Here is a 16,988-nt window from a genome sequence, read left to right on the forward strand (position 1 = left end):
AAAGCTGCGTGTACTAGCCTACCGGCCGGCGCCCCCGGAGCGCGCCCCGGGGCCAGGGCAAGGTTGCCAGGATGATGGCGCAGAGGGTGAGCAGGGTCCCCAGGACCGTGGCGGGGGCGACGACGGTGCCGGGCGCGGGCAGCACCAGGTCCAGTGCCAGGGACCCCAGGAGTTGGCCCGCGATCATGCCAAGCCCGGTGACCAGCACGCCGAGGCTGCGGACCAGCAGGGCGCCCAGGCCGATGAACACGCAGCCCATGGGACCGCCCAGGTAGTACCACCAGTCGGCGGGCAACGGATTGCCCGCCCCGGCTACCGCGAGCTTCACGGCGAACGCCGCCCACAGCACGATGGTGCCGGCAACGAAGTTGACCAGGGTGGCGGCGATGGGGGTGCCGTAGTGGACGGTGGCGGTGCCGTTCATGGCCTGCTGGAAGCTCATAAGGAAGCCTGCCGCCACCGGAAGGAGCAGCGGAACGAGCAACGCACCCGGGCCGGCGTCGGTGCCGGCGCCTCCCCCGCTGAACCGCGGCGACACTGCCCAGGCGACGGCGGCGATGGTCAGAACGCAACCGATGATCCGGATTCCCGTGACGGACTTCTTCCCGGCCGGGCCGATCCCCAGCCGGTCCACCAGCAGCCCGCTCACTGTCTGTCCCGTGACGGTGGCGACGGTGAAGAGGGCCACCCCGAGGAGGCCCACGGTAAAGGACTGGGCGAAGACGAACAGCGCGCCGATGGCACCGGCCAGCACGTAGATGCGGGGAAAAGCCCTGGTACGGACGGCCGGGAGGATGGCCGCCAGCCCGGCCCGGCCCCGCGGCAGGACCAGCGAGATCAGGATCATCACCAGCAGGCCGGTGCTGAAACTGACCACGGCTGCGGCTATACCGTCGTTGAGGCGGGCGCCGAGCGCCCCGTTGATGCGGCCTTGGACGGGGATGGCCAGGCCGGCACCCACCGCCAGGGGCAGGCCTGCGAGGACGGGCAGGCGTGGAGGGGAGGTCATTGGATCCACCTTAGTTCAGGCATTATTGCTGTATGAGCAACCCCATTGACGACGTCCCCATCCGCGACAGCATGATCCGGCTGGGCCAGCTGTTGAAGCTTGCCAACCTCGTGGAGGACGGCGTGGAGGCAACGGAGCTCATCAAGAACGGGCTGGTGAAGGTCAACGGCGAAATCGACGACCGCCGCGGCCGCCAGCTGCACCACGGCGACACCGTCACCGTGAACGGGCACACCGTGAAGGTGGTCGCGCCGGAGGCGGGCTGACCGCCAAGGCCGCGGCGCCGTCGTCGTACGCCTATTTGTTGAGCACCTCGTGGGTGAGGAATTCCCCCACGTGGCCGATCTCTTGCTGGTTGATGCCGTGCCACATGCCTGTGTAGAGCACCTTGGTGAGCTTGACGTGCTTGCGCACCCAACCCATGGTGAACTCGATCTTGTCCTGGGTAATCACCGGGTCCTGCTGGTCCCGGCCCCAGAACATGGGGATGGTTCCGTCCAGTTCGGCGTCCTTGAAAGTGGGGTCGCCGGCGGCGTCCACCACGAAGCCGGAGAGTCCGACGACGGCTGCGAAGTCCGTGGGACGCTGCCGGAGGAGGGTGGTGGCCATGGCCATGCCCATGGAGAAGCCCAGCAGCGAGACGGAAGGGTGGGCCTGTTTGATGGTGTCGATCCATTCCAGGACGTAGGCCGACGCCGCCTTGACCCGGTCCAGGGAGTAGTCGATGGACGCCGTCAGCGGGAACCAGGTGAAGCCCGGGCCCATGGCGATCGGCGCCCGGACGGACGCCACCGCGAAGTCCCCCGGAAGCATCCCGGCAAGGCTGAACAGGTCCTGTTCGTTGGCGCCGTAACCGTGGAGCAGCACCAGCAGCGGCTTGCCGGCACGCTGGTCTTCGGGGTGGGACCACAGGACAACGGGAGCGGGAAATACTTCGGCGACAGTCATGGTTTCCATTCTTACAGTTACCCGAAAGTAACAACCTACGTTGGCGTAGCCATTGAAGCGGAAGGCAGGATAGGACAGTGACTGACGCAAGTGCCATCCAGACCCCGTCCGTGCACCCCGGATCCCACCCCTGGAGCCGGTACGTGGCGATGGGCGATTCCTTTACCGAGGGCATCGGCGACCCTGAGCCCGCAAGCCCCGGAGGCCACCGCGGCTGGGCCGACCGGGTAGCCGAAGAACTGGGCCGCACCAAGCCGGACTTCGCCTACGCCAACCTCGCCGTCAGGGGCCGGCTCCTGCAGCAGATCGTGGACCAGCAGCTGGCTCCGGCCTTGGAACTGAAGCCGGACCTGGTCACCTTGTCCGCCGGCGGCAACGACCTCATCCGCCCGGGCGGCGACCCCGACGCACTGGCCGAAAAGCTCGATTCCGTAGTCCAGATCCTGTCCATGGGCGGCGCCACCGTGGTCCTGTTCAACGGACCGGACACCGGTTCCTCGGTCCTGGGCAGGATCCGGAGCAAGGTGGCCATCTACAACGAGAACCTGCGGACTGTCGCGGCCCGGCACGACGCCATCATCGCCGATATGTGGTCGCTCCGGCAGCTGAGCGACCCGCAGATGTGGGACCAGGACAGGCTGCACTTCTCCCCGTTGGGGCACCACACCATCGCGGCCATGGTGCTGGACTCGCTTAACGTTGAACATTCGCTGGAACCGCTCCAGCCCAAGGAGCTGCCGCCCCGGACCTGGCGCGAAGCAAGGACCGGGGACCTGGTGTGGGCGCGCGAATACTTCGTGCCCTGGGTGCTGCGCCGGCTCCGGCACCAGTCCTCCGGTGACGGCATCACGGCGAAACGGCCGACGCCGGGTCCCGTCTTCGGCCCGGGCGTTCCGCTCGGATCCGGCGAGGGTCCGCTGGGAACCTCGGAACCCAGCCGCCGCTAAGACCACCCGGGGTTACGCTGGAAGGACAACCTTTGAGAGGCGCGGCACCGTGAGCAGCTTGTTTTTGTGGATCATCATCCTGTCCTTCGTTGTCCCCACGGCCATGCGGATGTACCGGCGGTCCATGGCACGGCGGGACCGGGACCAAGGCTTGCCGGGCCAGTACCCCGGCCAGTTTCCGGGGCAGTACGGGCCGGGAGGGTTCCCCGGGTCCGGCCAGTATCCGGGCCAGTTTCCCGGGTCCGCGGGGCCGCAGAGCAACCAGCCCCGCGACGGCTACACCCAGCAGGACTACTACTCCGGCGGCTTCCGCCAGCCCCGGCCGGCCGGTGAATCACAGCCACAGCCCTACCAGTACGGGCAGCCGCCCCTGCCGGACAACGGGTACGGCGCTCCGCAGGAACCGCCGTTCCAGCAGTTCCCGGGTCAGCAGCAGGGTATGGGCCAGCAGTTCCCCGGCCAGCAGCAGGGTACCGGCCACACGCCGGCTGGCCCGGCGGTTCCCCCGCCGGGAGCGCCCCAGGGATTCCGTGCCCGGAAGCTCGCAGAACTGGACCAGCAGTACAGCAACGGCGAAATGTCCATGGAGGACTACATGAAACGCCGCGGCGACATCATGAACGGCTGACTGCCTGCGGCCGCCACGCCTCAAGCCCGGAGCAACGCCTCAAGCCCGGAAGAGCCGCCTGACCACTTGCCCGTACGCCAGCGCATCCAGGCCTTCATTGATGTCGGCCAGCGGCCGGGTATCGGTGTGCAGCAGTTCCACCGGAAGCCTGCCTTCCCGCCAGTAGCCGAGGTACGCCGGGATGTCTCGGCGGGGAACCGCGTCACCCATGTAGGAGCCGAGGAGCCGTTTGCCGGCTCCTGCGAACTGCAGTGCGGGAACGGCCAGTTCAGCTGACGGATGGGGCAGTCCCACCGAGACAACCGCGCCACCCCGTGTCACCAGATCAAGGCAAGTTGCTATCACGCCGGCCGAGCCGACTGCTTCGACGGCAACATCCACCCCGTCACCGGCAGCCTCGGCAACAAGACGGGGCGCATCCGCAGGCGTTCCCACCGCCGTGGCACCGGCGTCCAGGGCCAAGGGGTGCTTGCCCGGATTGGGATCGATGGCAATCACTGCGGCGGCCCCGGCGAGGCGGGCCGCCATGACGGCCGACAAACCTACTGCGCCGAGGCCGAAGACTGCCACGGACTGACCCGGACGGACGGACGCCGTGTTGAGCACGGCCCCCATTCCGGTGAGCACGGCGCAACCGAACATCGCCGCGACGGTGTCAGGGACGTCGTCGTCAATCACCACTGCCGATTCCCGCGCCACCACGGCGTAATCCGCGAACGCCGAGACGCCCAAATGGTGGTTGATGCGCTCCCCCGCCGGCGTGCGCAGCAAGGCCGGCCCGTGCAGCAGGTCACCGGCGCCGTTGACCTCCGCTGCGCGGTGGCAAAGCGCGGGCCTCCCGGCCCGGCAGGCACGGCAGTGGCCGCAACTGGGCACGAAAACGAGGACCACGTGGTCTCCCACGGACACATCGGCCACGCCGTCGCCCACGGACACCACCCGCCCCACCGCTTCGTGGCCCAATGCCATCGGAAGCGGCCGGACCCTGGAGCCGTCCACCACGGACAGGTCCGAATGGCACAGGCTCGAATAGGTGATGGCAACCCCAAGCTCACCGGCGCGCGGCTTTGGCTGGTCCAGGTCCTGAACGACCAATGGCTTCGCGTCAGCGTAGGTGGGGTTTCCCGATGCCTGTCCGGCGGCGGGAACGGTCGAATACAGGACGGCGGCTTTCATGACACGATCATGCCGTACTTCTGCTCCGGGCCTGCTGCACTGCGGCGCCGCGGCGTCCACGGCAGCGTGCACCGGAAGCGCCGCCGTGGGTCAGCGGCCCGCTGCCGGGAGACGGCGGGCGCGGTTAGACCAGGAACGACGTCCGGAGCTGGTCCCCCAGCTGTCCGATCTCGGTCAGGAAGCCGTCATGGCCTATCGGTGCCGTGATCATGTGCACGTCAACATCACCGGGCAGGGCCTGGGCCAATTCGCGGGACTGGGACGGGAAGTAGAGCCGGTCCGAGTCCACGGCGGCAACGAAGAACCGGGCGGTGGCGGATGCCAAGGTTTTGGCCAGCGGCCCGCGGCCACGGCAGATGTCGTGGCTCATCAATGCCTCGGTGAGGGCGATGTAGCTGTTGGCGTCGAACCGGCGGACGAGCTTCCTGCCCTGGTGGTCCAGGTAGCTTTCCACCTGGTAGCGTCCGCGGTTTGCCAGCAGTCCGCCGTGCAGCGGCGACTCGGGGGCCTGGGGTTCCCGGCCGAAGCGTCCTTCCAGTTCCGCGGCGGACCGGTACGTGATGTGGGCAATCCGCCGTGCAAGTGCCAGTCCGTCTTCCGGGCACGGGCCGCCGTAGTAGTCGCCGCCGTTGAAGTTCGGATCCTGGCGGATGGCCAGTGTCTGGGCCTGGGCGAAGGCGATCTGTTCAGCCGTGCTGGCAGCGCCGACCGAGATGACGGCGCAGCGCTGCACCCGGTCGGGGTAGGTCACCGCCCATTCCAGGGCGCGGGCACCACCCATGGAGCCGCCAAGGACGGCGTACCAGCTCCCGATGCCCAGCTGGTCCGCCAGCCGGGCCTCAGCCACCGTGCTGTCCCGCAGGGTGACCAAGGGGAAGCGGGAGCCCCAGGGTGCTCCGTTGGGCGCGGCCGACGACGGGCCCGTGGACCCGTAGCAGCCGCCCACAATGTTGACGGACACCACGAAGAACCTGTCCGTATCGACGGGCGCCCCGGGACCGGCCAGCTGTTCCCACCAGCCCTCTTCGTCGGTGTCGCCCCGGGTCACGTGGGTGCTGCCCGTCAGGGCGTGCTCGATCAGGATGGCGTTGCTGCCGTCCGCGTTCAGCGTGCCCCAGGTTTCGTACGCCAGGGTGACATCCGGCAGGTAGCCGCCGCCCTCGAGCTCGAGTCCTCCAATGGAGGCGTAGCGGACAACTCCGTGTTCGGGAATGGTGGTACGGGCGACGGTAACCGTCATGGCAAGACCTCTTCTACGCGCTTGCCTGCCGTCATTTGACCGGCAGGCCAGGTCTTCACCCGGGGCACCCCACCGCGGAAGGAGGGTTGCCGGCCAGCAAGCCGGGGCTGTCACTGGCACTCATGACCTGGTTCGAGTGTACGAAACACCCCCCGGTCCAGGCCAAGAGTGTGACTGGTTGTGACTTCCCGGCGCTGCCGGCCGGCAGCGCTCCAGCGTGCCTGCGGTCAGGCGTCGGCGCCGCCCTTGGCCGCGCGGAAACCGGCCTCCAGGTCGGCCAGGATGTCGTCGATGTGCTCCAGGCCCACCGACAAGCGGACCAGCCCCGGATTGACCCCGGCCACCACCTGCTGCTCGGGCGAGAGCTGGCTGTGCGTGGTCGACGCCGGGTGGATGACAAGCGAGCGGACGTCACCGATGTTGGCCACGTGGGAGTGCAGTTCCAGGGCGTCGACGAAGCGCTTGCCCGCCTCCGCGCCCCCGGCCAGGTTGAAGGCGACGACCGCGCCGGTCCCCTTGGGGCCGTACTTGCGGCCCCGTTCGTACCAGGGGCTGGACGGCAGCCCCGCGTAGGCGACCGATTCGACGTCGTCCCTTCCCTCCAGCCAGCGCGCCACCTCCGTGGCGTTGGAAACGTGCCGTTCCACCCGCAGGCTCAGCGTTTCCAGGCCCTGCGAAATCAGGAAGGCGTTGAAGGGCGAAACCGCCGAGCCGAGGTCCCGCAACAACTGGACACGGGCTTTGAGGATGTAGGAAAGGTTGGCGCCCAGTGCGCCGCCCTCGCCAAGATCCCGGGCGTAGACCAGCCCGTTGTAGGTGGGATCCGGGGTGTTGAAACCGGGGAACCGGCCGGGGTCCTTGCCGAAATCGAACTTGCCAGAGTCGACGATGACGCCGGCAATGGCCGAGCCATGGCCGCCCAGGTATTTGGTGGCGGAGTGGATCACGATGTCCGCACCCCACTCCAGCGGCCGGATCAGGTAGGGCGTGGACAGGGTGTTGTCCACGATCAGGGGAACGCCGGCGTCGTGGGCCACCTGGGAGATGCCTTCGATGTCCAGGACGTCCTGGCGCGGGTTGGAGACCACCTCGCCAAAGAACAGTTTGGTGTTAGGCTGCACCGCATCGCGCCACTGGTCCAGGTTGTCCGGATCTTCCACGAAGGTGACGGCGATGCCGAACTTCTTCAAGGTGTGGGCGAACAGGTTGTAAGTGCCGCCGTACAGGCTGGGGCTTGCCACGATGTGGTCCCCGGCCTCGGCGATATTCAGGACGGCGAAGGTCTCCGCAGCCTGCCCCGAGCTCAGCAGCAAAGCCGCCAGGCCGCCTTCGAGGCTGGCGATCCGCTGCTCCACCGCGTCCTGGGTGGGGTTGCCGATGCGGGTGTAGATCGGCGCCAGTTCGGCCAGGGCAAAACGGTTGGCTGCGCTCTCGGCGCTTGGGAACACGAAGGACGTGGTCTGGTAGATGGGCAGGGCCCGGGCTCCGGTGGCGCTGTCAGGCTCCTGGCCGGCATGGATCTGGCGGGTTTCGAAGGACCATCCGTTGGACATCTCAGTCTCCTATGACATGGGCCCGGCATGCTGGGAGCACCACGGGCCGCGCTTGCTTCCGGCAATTGCCGGACAGCCTGGTCCTCACCCGGGGCACCCCACCGCGGATGGAGGGTTGCCGGCCAGCGAGCCGGGGCTTGGCGCTGGCACTCATGACCTGCGCCCAGTGTAGGAAGATCGCTCCGGCCGGGACAGCATTGTGACGAACATGGTCTTGCCGCGGCGTGCGCGCCGCGCGGCCCGCGAGGGTCGCAGCTGACGGGCGGGGGACGGCCCGAACAGCCACGATTCCAGTAAGGGTATCCTTAGCTGAGAGCCCGATCACAAAGTGCCAAGATGTTGCCATGCGCATGGATCACGTCTCTTACGCCTGTGAACACGATGGCCTCGCGGCCACTACCGAACGTATTTCAACTGCCCTCGGCGTTGAGGCAGTGAAGGGCGGGGTCCACCCCCGGTTCGGCACCCGGAATATGATCATCCCCCTCGCCGGGCACAAATACCTCGAAGTTGTGGAGGTACTGGACCACCCTGCTTCGGACAAGGCACCGTTCGGACAGGCAGTCCGTGCCCGGTCCGCTGCGGGCGGCGGCTGGATGGGCTGGTGTGTCGAAGTTGACGACCTGGCCCCGTTCGAGGAACGCCTGGGCCGAGCTGCCGTGAACGGCAACCGCAAGTTCCCGGACGGCCGCGAGCTCGTGTGGAAGCAGATTGGCATCCTGGGCCTAATTGCGGACCCCCAGGTCCCCTACATGCTCAAATGGGAAGGCGACCCGTCCCTGCACCCCTCCAACGCCTACGAGAGCAACCTCAAAATGAGCTGCCTGACCATTGCCGGCTCCGCGTCGCGGGTGACCGAGTGGCTGGGCGAGCCGGTGGAGAAGCCGCTTGAGGACGTTGCGGTCGAGTGGGTAGCCCCGCACGGCACTCCCGGCATTCTGTCCGTCACTTTTGAAACCGCCAACGGGGCCGTCACGATCTGATTACCCCTCCCGCTCTCCGGCTTGTTTCCGGAGAGGGGCCGTAGGTACCTGCGCCCAAAGAGCTTCGGCCGCCATCGGGTGGTGACAACGGCGTCACCACCCGATGGCGGCCGAATTCATTTAAGCGTCCCCGGGGAGGATCGCTGAATTATTCGGAAGGGCGCTGAACCACAAGCCTCTTCCATAAATGTCGGACCCTGGTTGGATGATTTCTTTATGGGAATCGTTGCGGATCTGGCGGTGGTGATGGAGGGTGTTTCTGCCTCTGTTGCTGCGCTGTGCGGGCTGGTTCTGGAGGATGCTGCGCTTTGTTCCGGCGCCGATGTTGGTGCTGAAGTGGACGTGGTGCAGCGGCGGTATGGGCTGCGCCTGGAGCGGCTGGAGCTGGTGGCCAGATTGGAAGCTCAGCTCGCGGCGGTGAAAGCCCAAGACGTGGCGGATGCCGTTGACATCCAGCATGCTCTGCTGCCGCCGGACGCCCCGGTGGATGAGCGCACCTACGCGGAGATGTCCGCGGTGGAGGAGATCGCCGGGATCCTCACCATCAGCTCGGGGGCGGCCGGGGCGCTGGTGGAGCAGTCCCGGCGGGTCTGTTCACTGCCACCAGTGTTCGAAACCCTGTCCACGGGTGGGGTGTCCTGGCAGCACGCCCGGATCGTCGCCGACGAAACCGAAGGACTCACCCCCGACTCTGCCGCCGGCCTGGTGGCGCATTTCTTCGACCCCGACACCCCCCCGGCCCGGGGCGCCGCGCCCGGCGACCTTGTCCCGTCCCGGTTCCGGGCGAAGGTCCGGGCCTGGCGGGAACGCCACCACCCCGAGTCCTTGGAGAAACGGCATGTGAAGGGGGTGGCGGACCGGCGGATGGACTACGCCCCGGACCGCGACGGGATGGCCTGGCTCTCGCTCTACCTGCCCGGGGACACCGCGTGCGCGATCTGGAACCGCAGCACCGCCACCGCCCGCGGCCTCCAACGCCCCGATGAGCCCCGCACCCTCACCCAGCTCCGCGCCGACGTCGCCGCGTCCCTCCTCCTCGGCGCCGGGCTGCAGCCCACCACCACCACCGCCGCCGCGGCCGCTGACACCGAGCCCGCCGCCGCGGCTGCTGGTGCCGCTAATGACGCAGGTCCGGGATGCGCTGCCACTGACATCGGCAAGATCCCCACACCCCGGGCCGACGTCCTGGTCACGGTCCCGGTGTTCTCACTGCTCGGCCTCACCGAGGAACCCGCGGTGCTGGACGGATTCGGGCCGGTCCCGGCGTCCATGGCACGGAGGCTCGTCGCCGGCGGGGCGGAAACGTTCTACCGGGTCCTGGTCGACCCCCGCGACGGGGCGCCCCTGGAAATCGGCCGCACCCGCTACCGGCTCCCCGAAACCATCAAACAATGGATCCGGCTGCGGGACCGCACATGCACCTTCCCCGGCTGCACCAACCACACCCCCGACAACGACACCGACCACCTCAACCCCTGGCACCACGGCGGCACCACCGATGCCCGGAACCTGGCCCAGCTCTGCCCGAGGCACCATAGGCTCAAACACGCCCGGCCCTGGACCCCCGACCCGGCCACACGGAATGAACCACCCGGCTGGACCTCACCCACCGGCCGCCACTACCAACCCGAACACCACGACCCCCAACCAACCCACTGGCCACCAGGAACCCTGCCACGTGCCGAAGTTCAAGCGTGGCCGGCTCCGGAGACGGAGGATCCGGAAACGGAGGAGCCTGACGGAAACAACCTGCTGGATCCCGACGAGCTTTGCGCGACTGATGCCCTCTGGGACGACTTCTACGCGAAACCCTTCGTGTTGCCACCAGACCCGCAAGCACAGTGGCCCTTGCTGTTGTCGCTGATGTGACAGCACATGTACGGGTTGAGCCGCCGAGGCTAATTCACCACTCCTACCCCAACCCCACGGCCTTGCCAAAGAGACTGAAACCGACGAACGCCACGATGTCCAGCAGCGCGTGGGCGATGACCAGCGGCATGACGCGGCGGGTTCGGGTGTACAGCCAGGCGAAGACCACCCCCATGATCGCGTTGCCGATAAATGGCCCAAAACCCTGGTAGAGGTGATAGCTGCCGCGGAGCAGGGAACTGACAGCGATAGCGAGAGGCGTGCTCCAACCGGACTTGCCGAAGCGGTCCAAGAGGTAGCCCACCACAATGACTTCTTCCAGGACGGCGTGCCTGATTGCGGACAGGATCAGGACAGGCACCGTCCACCAGTAGGCGTCGAGCGCACTGGGAATGATCGCCGTCGTGATTCCCAACGCACGGCCGGCGGCGTACAGCCCCAGCGACGGGATCCCGATCAGGGCCGCCAGCCCCAGGCCCTGCAGCAGGTCCCTTCCGGGCCGCGCAAAGTTGAACCCAAGCTTCCGGAATGCCGAACCTGATGGACCGGCGTCGCCCGGCGCGGCCTGGCGCTGGTCCGTGAGGAAGTAGAGGACCAGCAGCACGGGAACCAGCGCAAAGATGATGTCCAGCAACTGGTAGGTCAGGTCGAAGTACTCCCGCGTACTCTGCGACCGGTTCAGCGTGGAAGTGCCCTCCGCCAGCGGCGCACGGGTCATCTTATCGAGCAGCTGCACCACGGAGTACACAGCCGATTGGCCGAGTGACAGGCCCAGAACGATCCAGACTTCGAGCCGCAGGCGACGGCGGGAGGGAACCAGCATGTTCCCATCTTGCCCTCAGTTTCTGGATCCGGGCTGATGGAGCGGCCGTAGGGAACCATAAGCCGGGGCAACACCAAGGAGCCAGGCAGCACACCAGAGGGCGCACGGGCCACGCTGGCACCAGCTGCCGGGCGTTAGGCAGGCGCGATAATTACTTCCGTACCCCGGGCTTCGAAGGCCGCCTTGTCGTGCGCAGAAATGCCGGAATCAGTGATGAGCCGGGTGAAGTCGTAACCGTCCATGGTGGCGAAGGCCCGGACGCCAACCTTGGACGAATCTGCCAGAACGTACGAGATCCGGGCGCGGCTGGCGAGCAACGCATTGACCGAGGCCTCGCCTTCCCCGGTGTTGGTGGGTCCCACCTCGGGGTCGATACCGTTGACGCCGATGAATGCGATGTCCAGTACCACTTTTTGCATGATGATGTCCGTATAGGGCCCAACCAGCTCGTAGGAGCGGGGGTTGAGGATGCCCCCGGTGACCATGACTTTGATGTTGGGCCGCACCGCGAGCTGGCCGGCGATGTTGATGGCGTTGGTGACCACGGTGAGGGTTGGCTGGTTGGACGGGGCGTTCAGGTCTTCCCGCGTCGCCAGGATCTGCGCCAGGGCTGTGCTGGTGGTTCCCCCGCACAGCCCAATGACTGCTCCAGGCCGGATCAGGGCTGACGCACACTGCGCGATTTGTTCCTTGGCCTCTGCGTGGTCGTCACGGTTGTAGCGTCCGGGCAGGTCATAGGCCAATGCGCCTGTGGTGGCGCCGCCACGGGTCCGGGTTAGCAGCCGCCGCTTGGCGAGGCTGTCCAGGTCGCGGCGGGCAGTGGCCGGAGAAACATTGAGGCTGCTGACGATCTCATCAACTTCCACCTGGCCGGTCTTGGCCAGGAGGTCAAGAATGGCCGTCAACCGGTCAGTGCGCGTCATGCAGGAGGCCTTTCAGTACACCAGCCACCCTATCGGATGACGTTTCCTGATTATAAGCACAGGCAAACAATCAAGAACAATCACAAATTCGGCAACTTTTACCGCGCCCGCACTCCGGCCCGCCACACAGCGTACGTCAGGGGCATGCCCGGGCGGTAAGCGAGGTGGGTGGCGGAGGGTGCGTTGAGCAGGTGAAGGTCGGCCCGGTGGCCGACGACGATCGAACCTACGGCCCGTTCGCCGTCCGCGTCACGCCCCGCCTCCCGGTGCAGCGCCAAGGCACCGCCATACGTCGCAGCACGGACCGCCTCGTGAACGCTCAGGTGCATCTGCAGAACGGCGGTGGTCACGCAGAATGCCATGGAACTGGTGTAGGACGTGCCTGGGTTGCAGTTGGAGGCCAACGCCACCTGCACGCCGGCATCAAGGAGTGCCCGCGCGGGGGCCAGCGGCTGGCGGGTGGACAGGTCGCACGCAGGCAAGCAGGTGGCCACCGTACCCCGCTCCCCGGTGCCGGTGGCGGGGTCCCACGCAGACCACGAGGCCGCCAGGGCTTTGACGTCTTGCCCGGATAGGTAGTTCACATGGTCAACACTGGCGGCACCCACCTCGACGGCTAGTTGCACTCCCGGCCCTTCGCCCAACTGGTTGCCGTGCACGCGCAGGCCGAGTCCGGCGTCGCGGCAGGCCAGGAGCACGCGGCGCGACTGTTCGGCAGTGAAGGCGCCTTCCTCGCAGAATACGTCCGCCCACTGGACATAGGGCCTGGCGGCGGCCAGCATCGGCCCACAGACCAGGTCGGTGTAGGCCTCGGCATCCTGGCCGGCGGGAACCAGATGGGCACCAAGGTAAGTCACCTGGTCTGCCACTGTGGATGCGATCCGGGCGCTCCTGGCCTCATTCTCAATGTCCAGGCCGTACCCGGTCTTCGTCTCCAGGTAGGTGGTCCCCTGCGAGACGGCCTCAGCCACCCGGCCCATGGCCAGGCGCGTGAGGTCAAAATCGGATGTGGCCCGGGTGGCCTTCATGGTGACGGCGATGCCGCCGGCAGCGTAGGCCTCACCGGCCATCCTGGCTTCGAACTCGGCGGTGCGGTCCCCGGCAAACAGCAAATGGCTGTGGGAGTCCACCCATCCCGGCAGCATGGCCCGCCCGCCGGCATCGACGGCGTCGTCCGCGGCAGGTGCATCGGCCGCCGCGCCGATCCACGAGATCCGTTCCCCTTCCACCACCACGGCGGCGTCCCGCAGGACCCGATGTTCAAGGTCCTGCGTCATCAGCTCGGCGATATTGGTGATCAGGGTGCTCATGGGACCATTCTTCAGCGTCGAATGGACCAGCGTGTGGCAGCCAGTGCCTCCACTGTCCGGGATGCCGGACCGGCCCCGCTCGCACCGCCGCCACCGGATTGCCCGGCAAGGATCTGGGTGGCTGCAAACTCCGCCATGGCTGCGGAGGTCTGGAATCCGTAGCCGCCCTGCCCTGCGAGCCAGTAGAACCCCGGCGCTTCGGCGTCGAAGCCCGCCACCGGCACCCCGTCCGCCGCTTCGGTGCGCAGGCCCGTCCAGGCACGCCGGATGTGGGTGATCCCGAGGGCGGTCGTGGAGTTCAACATGGCCACCAAGCGTTCCACGTCGCCTGGCCGCGGACGCGCATCCTCGGGGCCGCTGGGCACCGTTTCGGACGGGGAAATCAGCACATCCGGGCCGTCCGGCCGAAAATAGAAAGAATTGTCCGCGGCGGCCACCATGGGGCTGTGTCCAGGCAGGGAGCGTTCGACGGCGGCAATCGCCGCAGTCCGCCGGTACGGCTGGAGGCCGAGCTTCTCGACGCCGCTGATCACGGCGAGTTCATCGGCCCAGGCACCGGCCGCATTGACCAGGATCCCGGCCTCAAAGCCTTCGCTTCCGGCGCCCACCTGCCACCCTGAGCCCTGCCGCTGGGCCGAGTGGACGCGCGCGCCCGTGATGATGTCCGCCCCGGCGGCGAGCGCCCTCTCGCGGTGATCCGCCAGCAGGACGGGGGCGTTGCATCCGAAGGACCCAGTGTCCAGCCCTGCGGCGGCAAACGTGTCCGGCAAGAGCGCCGGGGAGAGCTCGAGGGCACGGTCCACCGTGATCGGCTGCATGTGTCCGCTCGCCTCGGATGCCACATCCGGCTCCGAGCCGATCAACATGAAACTGCGCGGCGCCAGAACCGGTTCGGGCAGTTCCCTGTCGCGGGCGGCAAGCAGTTCGAGGGTCCGGACGGTGAGTTCCTGCACCACGGGAGGCCCGTAACTGGGGATGAGCTGGCGGGCGGAGCGGGAGGACGTGTGGTACGCCAGTTCGTGCTCCGCCTCCACCAGCGCAACGTTGCAACGCCCCGCCAGCGCGGACGCCAGGGACAGGCCGGCGATGCCGCCGCCTACGATCAGGACATCGTAATGTGCTGCCATTGGTCCATCCTCGCAGAGTTCACGCCAAGCGGGGGTTCACGCCAGGCGGGAGTTCAGGCCACGCGTGGGTCCATGCCGGGCGTGGGTTCAGGCCAGCCGGCGCTGCCGTCTAGGCTGCCGCCTCGGCACGGCTGGCGACGAACGCACTCACGCATGCTTCGACGTCGTCCGCTGTATGCGCGGCGGACAACTGCACCCGGATCCGGGCGGCACCGCGCGGTACCACCGGGAAGCTGAAGGCGGTGACAAAGACACCGTGCTGCAGCATCCGGTCCGCCACCTTGGCTGCCATGACGGCGTCCCCAAACATGACGGGCACGATGGCGTGCTCGCCCGGGAGCAGGTCGAAGCCTTCCTCGGTCATCCTGCGGCGGAACTGCGCGGCGTTCTCGAACAACCGGCGCCGGAGCTCCGCGGAGTTCTCCACAAGGTCAAGGGCTTTGAGCGTCGCGGCCACGATGGCGGGCGCCAGTGAGTTGGAAAACAGGTACGGGCGCGCCTTTTGCCGCAGCATGGCCACAATCTCGCCGCGGCCGGACACGTAGCCGCCGGACGCCCCGCCAAGTGCCTTGCCGAAGGTTCCGGTGTAGATGTCCACCCGGTCCGAAACCCCTGCATGCTCCGGGGTGCCCGCGCCGCTTGCCCCCATGAAGCCCACCGCGTGGGAATCGTCCACCATGACCATGGCACCGTATTTTTCGGCGAGGTCGCAGATGGCCTCGAGCGGGGCGAGGAAACCGTCCATGGAGAACACGCCGTCGGTGACGATCAGCTTCCGCCGCGCGTCCTGGGCCTCCTGGAGGCGGGCCTCGAGCTCGGCCATGTCCTGGTTGGCGTACCGGTAGCGGCGGGCCTTGCACAGGCGGATGCCGTCGATGATGGAGGCGTGGTTGAGGGCGTCTGAAATGACGGCGTCGTCCGGGCCGAGGAGGGACTCGAAAACGCCGCCGTTGGCGTCGAAGCAGCTGGAGAAGAGGATGGTGTCCTCGGTTCCCAGGAAAGCGGAAACCCTGGCCTCGAGGCTGAGGTGCAGGTCCTGGGTTCCGCAGATGAAACGTACGCTGGCCATGCCGAAGCCGCGCTCGTCCATGGCGGTTTTTGCGGCGCTGATGATGTCCGGATGGTCGGCAAGGCCTAGGTAGTTGTTGGCACAGAAGTTCAGCACGTCACTGCCTTGACCGCCGATCCGGCCCGCGGTGATGTGGCTTGACTGCGGTGAACTGATGCTGCGTTCGGTCTTGTAGAGTCCCGCGGTGCGGATCTCCTCCAGCTCGCCGCGGAGCTGGTCCTTGATGGAGGTGTACATGGGGGTTCCTTAGAGTCGGGTCCAGTCGAGGACAACTTTTCCGCCCACGCCGCTGCGGGCAATGTCGAAGCCCTTCTCCCAGTCCGTGGCGGGCAGCGTGTCCGTGACCACGGCGGAGATTCCGGCGTGCAGTACCGGGTTGGAGGAAAGCATGGCGCTCATGGCGTACCAGGTTTCGTACATCTCCCGGCCGTAGATGCCCTTGAGCGTGAGCATGTGGGTGACCACCTTGCCCCAGTCGATGGTGATGTCCTGGCTGGGCAGGCCCAGCATGGCGATCCGGCCGCCGTGGTTCATGTTGTCGATCATCTCAGGCAGGGCGGTGGGGTGGCCGGACATTTCCATTCCGACGTCGAACCCCTCCCGCATGCCCAGCTCCCGCTGGGCATCGCGGACGCGGGTCGTGGAGACATCGATGGCAAGGTCGGCGCCCAGCTGCTTGGCCAGTTCCAGCCGCGGCACCGACACATCCGTGATGGCGATCTTGCGCGCGCCTGCGTGGCGGGCAACAGCGATGGCCATCAGGCCGATGGGACCTGCGCCGGTGATGAGCACGTCTTCGCCCACCAGGGGGAAGCTCAGCGCCGTGTGGACGGCGTTGCCGAACGGGTCGAAGATGGCGCCAAGCTCAGGGGTGACCGAGGGGTCGTGGTGGACCCAAACGTTGGTCTCCGGGATGACCACGTATTCGGCGAAGGCGCCGTCCCGTTGGACTCCCACGCTGACCGTGTGGATGCACATCTGCCGGCGCCCTGCACGGCAGTTGCGGCAGATACCGCAGACCACGTGGCCTTCGCCGGAGACACGGTCTCCCACCTTGACCTCGCGGACGTCCTCGCCCACCTCCACCACTTCTCCATAGAATTCGTGGCCGGCGATGAGCGGAGCCTCGATCATGCCTTGCGCCCAGGCGTCCCAGGACTGGATATGGAGGTCGGTTCCGCAGATCCCGGTGGTCATCACGCGGATCTTGACGTCGGCCGGACCCGCCGTGGGTTCCGGCCGGTCGACGAGTTCGAAACCGGCGTGCGGGCCGGCCTTGTACAGGGCCTTCATTGGCGTCCTTACTTCTTGGCATTCACATCAGCGGGGTTGGTGTCCTCCTCATTGAAGCCCCGCGAAAGCATTAGCACAACAGGAATCTTC

16 protein-coding genes and 2 riboswitches are annotated in these 16,988 nt (G+C 67.2%); of the genes, 5 read left to right on the forward strand and 11 right to left on the reverse strand.

What is annotated here, in order from left to right; translation table 11 throughout:
• Positions 1 to 13: 13 nt before the first annotated feature.
• Positions 14 to 1,009: a DMT family transporter gene (locus tag QRM95_RS14055; RefSeq protein ID WP_285248179.1), complete on the reverse strand. Its 996-nt coding sequence runs from the start codon at positions 1,007 to 1,009 to the stop codon at positions 14 to 16.
• A gap of 32 nt (positions 1,010 to 1,041) precedes the next feature.
• Here QRM95_RS14055 and QRM95_RS14060 point away from each other — a divergent pair, with 32 nt between their 5' ends.
• Positions 1,042 to 1,275 carry an RNA-binding S4 domain-containing protein gene (locus QRM95_RS14060; protein WP_018763404.1) on the forward strand — a complete coding sequence of 78 codons (234 nt, stop codon included), beginning with the start codon at positions 1,042 to 1,044 and terminating at the stop codon, positions 1,273 to 1,275.
• A 31-nt stretch (positions 1,276 to 1,306) separates the two neighbouring features.
• Here QRM95_RS14060 and QRM95_RS14065 read toward each other — a convergent pair whose 3' ends face one another.
• On the reverse strand, positions 1,307 to 1,957 hold the full coding sequence (locus QRM95_RS14065; RefSeq protein ID WP_285248180.1) for an alpha/beta hydrolase: 651 nt from the start codon (positions 1,955 to 1,957) through the stop codon (positions 1,307 to 1,309).
• Positions 1,958 to 2,034: 77 nt separating this feature from the next.
• Here QRM95_RS14065 and QRM95_RS14070 point away from each other — a divergent pair, with 77 nt between their 5' ends.
• Together QRM95_RS14070 and QRM95_RS14075 are read left to right on the forward strand one after the other, a co-directional pair.
• Positions 2,035 to 2,904 (forward strand): SGNH/GDSL hydrolase family protein, encoded by an 870-nt coding sequence (locus QRM95_RS14070; protein ID WP_285248181.1) that lies wholly within the window; start codon positions 2,035 to 2,037, stop codon positions 2,902 to 2,904.
• A gap of 49 nt (positions 2,905 to 2,953) precedes the next feature.
• Positions 2,954 to 3,532 (forward strand): hypothetical protein, encoded by a 579-nt coding sequence (locus tag QRM95_RS14075; RefSeq protein WP_285248182.1) that lies wholly within the window; start codon positions 2,954 to 2,956, stop codon positions 3,530 to 3,532.
• 39 nt (positions 3,533 to 3,571) lie between these two features.
• Here QRM95_RS14075 and QRM95_RS14080 read toward each other — a convergent pair whose 3' ends face one another.
• From QRM95_RS14080 to QRM95_RS14090, 3 genes are all read right to left on the reverse strand, one after another.
• Positions 3,572 to 4,708: a zinc-dependent alcohol dehydrogenase family protein gene (locus QRM95_RS14080; protein WP_285248183.1), complete on the reverse strand. Its 1,137-nt coding sequence runs from the start codon at positions 4,706 to 4,708 to the stop codon at positions 3,572 to 3,574.
• 124 nt (positions 4,709 to 4,832) lie between these two features.
• Positions 4,833 to 5,948: a homoserine O-acetyltransferase MetX gene (metX, locus tag QRM95_RS14085; protein ID WP_285248184.1), complete on the reverse strand. Its 1,116-nt coding sequence runs from the start codon at positions 5,946 to 5,948 to the stop codon at positions 4,833 to 4,835.
• A gap of 12 nt (positions 5,949 to 5,960) precedes the next feature.
• A riboswitch (SAM riboswitch) is annotated at positions 5,961 to 6,076 on the reverse strand.
• A gap of 99 nt (positions 6,077 to 6,175) precedes the next feature.
• Complete coding sequence (locus QRM95_RS14090) at positions 6,176 to 7,501, reverse strand: bifunctional o-acetylhomoserine/o-acetylserine sulfhydrylase (protein WP_285248185.1); 1,326 nt, start codon at positions 7,499 to 7,501, stop codon at positions 6,176 to 6,178.
• 43 nt (positions 7,502 to 7,544) lie between these two features.
• A riboswitch (SAM riboswitch) is annotated at positions 7,545 to 7,659 on the reverse strand.
• A gap of 186 nt (positions 7,660 to 7,845) precedes the next feature.
• Between QRM95_RS14090 and QRM95_RS14095 the strand changes: the two genes are divergently transcribed.
• Positions 7,846 to 8,484, forward strand: coding sequence for a VOC family protein (locus QRM95_RS14095; protein WP_026265047.1), 639 nt, complete (start codon positions 7,846 to 7,848; stop codon positions 8,482 to 8,484).
• Between the two features lie 216 nt (positions 8,485 to 8,700).
• Positions 8,701 to 10,353, forward strand: a complete 1,653-nt coding sequence (locus QRM95_RS14100; protein WP_285248186.1) for an HNH endonuclease signature motif containing protein — start codon at positions 8,701 to 8,703, stop codon at positions 10,351 to 10,353.
• A 43-nt stretch (positions 10,354 to 10,396) separates the two neighbouring features.
• On the opposite strand, the gene QRM95_RS14105 is transcribed toward QRM95_RS14100, so the two are convergent.
• From QRM95_RS14105 to tdh, 6 genes are all read right to left on the reverse strand, one after another.
• Positions 10,397 to 11,176, reverse strand: a complete 780-nt coding sequence (locus QRM95_RS14105) for a CPBP family intramembrane glutamic endopeptidase (protein ID WP_285248187.1) — start codon at positions 11,174 to 11,176, stop codon at positions 10,397 to 10,399.
• 134 nt (positions 11,177 to 11,310) lie between these two features.
• A complete protein-coding gene (locus tag QRM95_RS14110; RefSeq protein WP_285248188.1) occupies positions 11,311 to 12,099 on the reverse strand; it encodes a DeoR/GlpR family DNA-binding transcription regulator in 789 nt (262 codons plus the stop codon).
• Between the two features lie 98 nt (positions 12,100 to 12,197).
• Positions 12,198 to 13,409 (reverse strand): amidohydrolase family protein, encoded by a 1,212-nt coding sequence (locus tag QRM95_RS14115; RefSeq protein ID WP_285248189.1) that lies wholly within the window; start codon positions 13,407 to 13,409, stop codon positions 12,198 to 12,200.
• An 11-nt stretch (positions 13,410 to 13,420) separates the two neighbouring features.
• The gene (locus QRM95_RS14120) at positions 13,421 to 14,536 is read right to left on the reverse strand and encodes an NAD(P)/FAD-dependent oxidoreductase (RefSeq protein WP_285248190.1); all 1,116 of its coding nucleotides are present in this window, start codon (positions 14,534 to 14,536) and stop codon (positions 13,421 to 13,423) included.
• A 109-nt stretch (positions 14,537 to 14,645) separates the two neighbouring features.
• The gene (locus QRM95_RS14125) at positions 14,646 to 15,842 is read right to left on the reverse strand and encodes a glycine C-acetyltransferase (protein ID WP_285248191.1); all 1,197 of its coding nucleotides are present in this window, start codon (positions 15,840 to 15,842) and stop codon (positions 14,646 to 14,648) included.
• 9 nt (positions 15,843 to 15,851) lie between these two features.
• Complete coding sequence (gene tdh, locus QRM95_RS14130; protein ID WP_018763023.1) at positions 15,852 to 16,898, reverse strand: L-threonine 3-dehydrogenase; 1,047 nt, start codon at positions 16,896 to 16,898, stop codon at positions 15,852 to 15,854.
• Positions 16,899 to 16,988: the final 90 nt, after the last annotated feature.

The organism is Pseudarthrobacter sp. efr-133-R2A-89, from assembly GCF_030209315.1.
Taxonomy (GTDB): Bacteria; Actinomycetota; Actinomycetes; order Actinomycetales; family Micrococcaceae; genus Arthrobacter.

Bases quoted from the DNA above. Each gene is read 5' to 3' on its own strand.
- QRM95_RS14055 (WP_285248179.1), bottom strand. From the start codon at position 1,009: ATGACCTCCCCTCCACGCCTGCCCGTCCTCGCAGGCCTGCCCCTGGCG.
- QRM95_RS14060 (WP_018763404.1), top strand. From the start codon at position 1,042: ATGAGCAACCCCATTGACGACGTCCCCATCCGCGACAGCATGATCCGG.
- QRM95_RS14065 (WP_285248180.1), bottom strand. From the start codon at position 1,957: ATGACTGTCGCCGAAGTATTTCCCGCTCCCGTTGTCCTGTGGTCCCAC.
- QRM95_RS14080 (WP_285248183.1), bottom strand. From the start codon at position 4,708: ATGAAAGCCGCCGTCCTGTATTCGACCGTTCCCGCCGCCGGACAGGCA.
- metX (WP_285248184.1), bottom strand. From the start codon at position 5,948: ATGACGGTTACCGTCGCCCGTACCACCATTCCCGAACACGGAGTTGTC.
- QRM95_RS14090 (WP_285248185.1), bottom strand. From the start codon at position 7,501: ATGTCCAACGGATGGTCCTTCGAAACCCGCCAGATCCATGCCGGCCAG.
- QRM95_RS14095 (WP_026265047.1), top strand. From the start codon at position 7,846: ATGCGCATGGATCACGTCTCTTACGCCTGTGAACACGATGGCCTCGCG.
- QRM95_RS14100 (WP_285248186.1), top strand. From the start codon at position 8,701: ATGGGAATCGTTGCGGATCTGGCGGTGGTGATGGAGGGTGTTTCTGCC.
- QRM95_RS14105 (WP_285248187.1), bottom strand. From the start codon at position 11,176: ATGCTGGTTCCCTCCCGCCGTCGCCTGCGGCTCGAAGTCTGGATCGTT.
- QRM95_RS14110 (WP_285248188.1), bottom strand. From the start codon at position 12,099: ATGACGCGCACTGACCGGTTGACGGCCATTCTTGACCTCCTGGCCAAG.
- QRM95_RS14115 (WP_285248189.1), bottom strand. From the start codon at position 13,409: ATGAGCACCCTGATCACCAATATCGCCGAGCTGATGACGCAGGACCTT.
- QRM95_RS14120 (WP_285248190.1), bottom strand. From the start codon at position 14,536: ATGGCAGCACATTACGATGTCCTGATCGTAGGCGGCGGCATCGCCGGC.
- QRM95_RS14125 (WP_285248191.1), bottom strand. From the start codon at position 15,842: ATGTACACCTCCATCAAGGACCAGCTCCGCGGCGAGCTGGAGGAGATC.
- tdh (WP_018763023.1), bottom strand. From the start codon at position 16,898: ATGAAGGCCCTGTACAAGGCCGGCCCGCACGCCGGTTTCGAACTCGTC.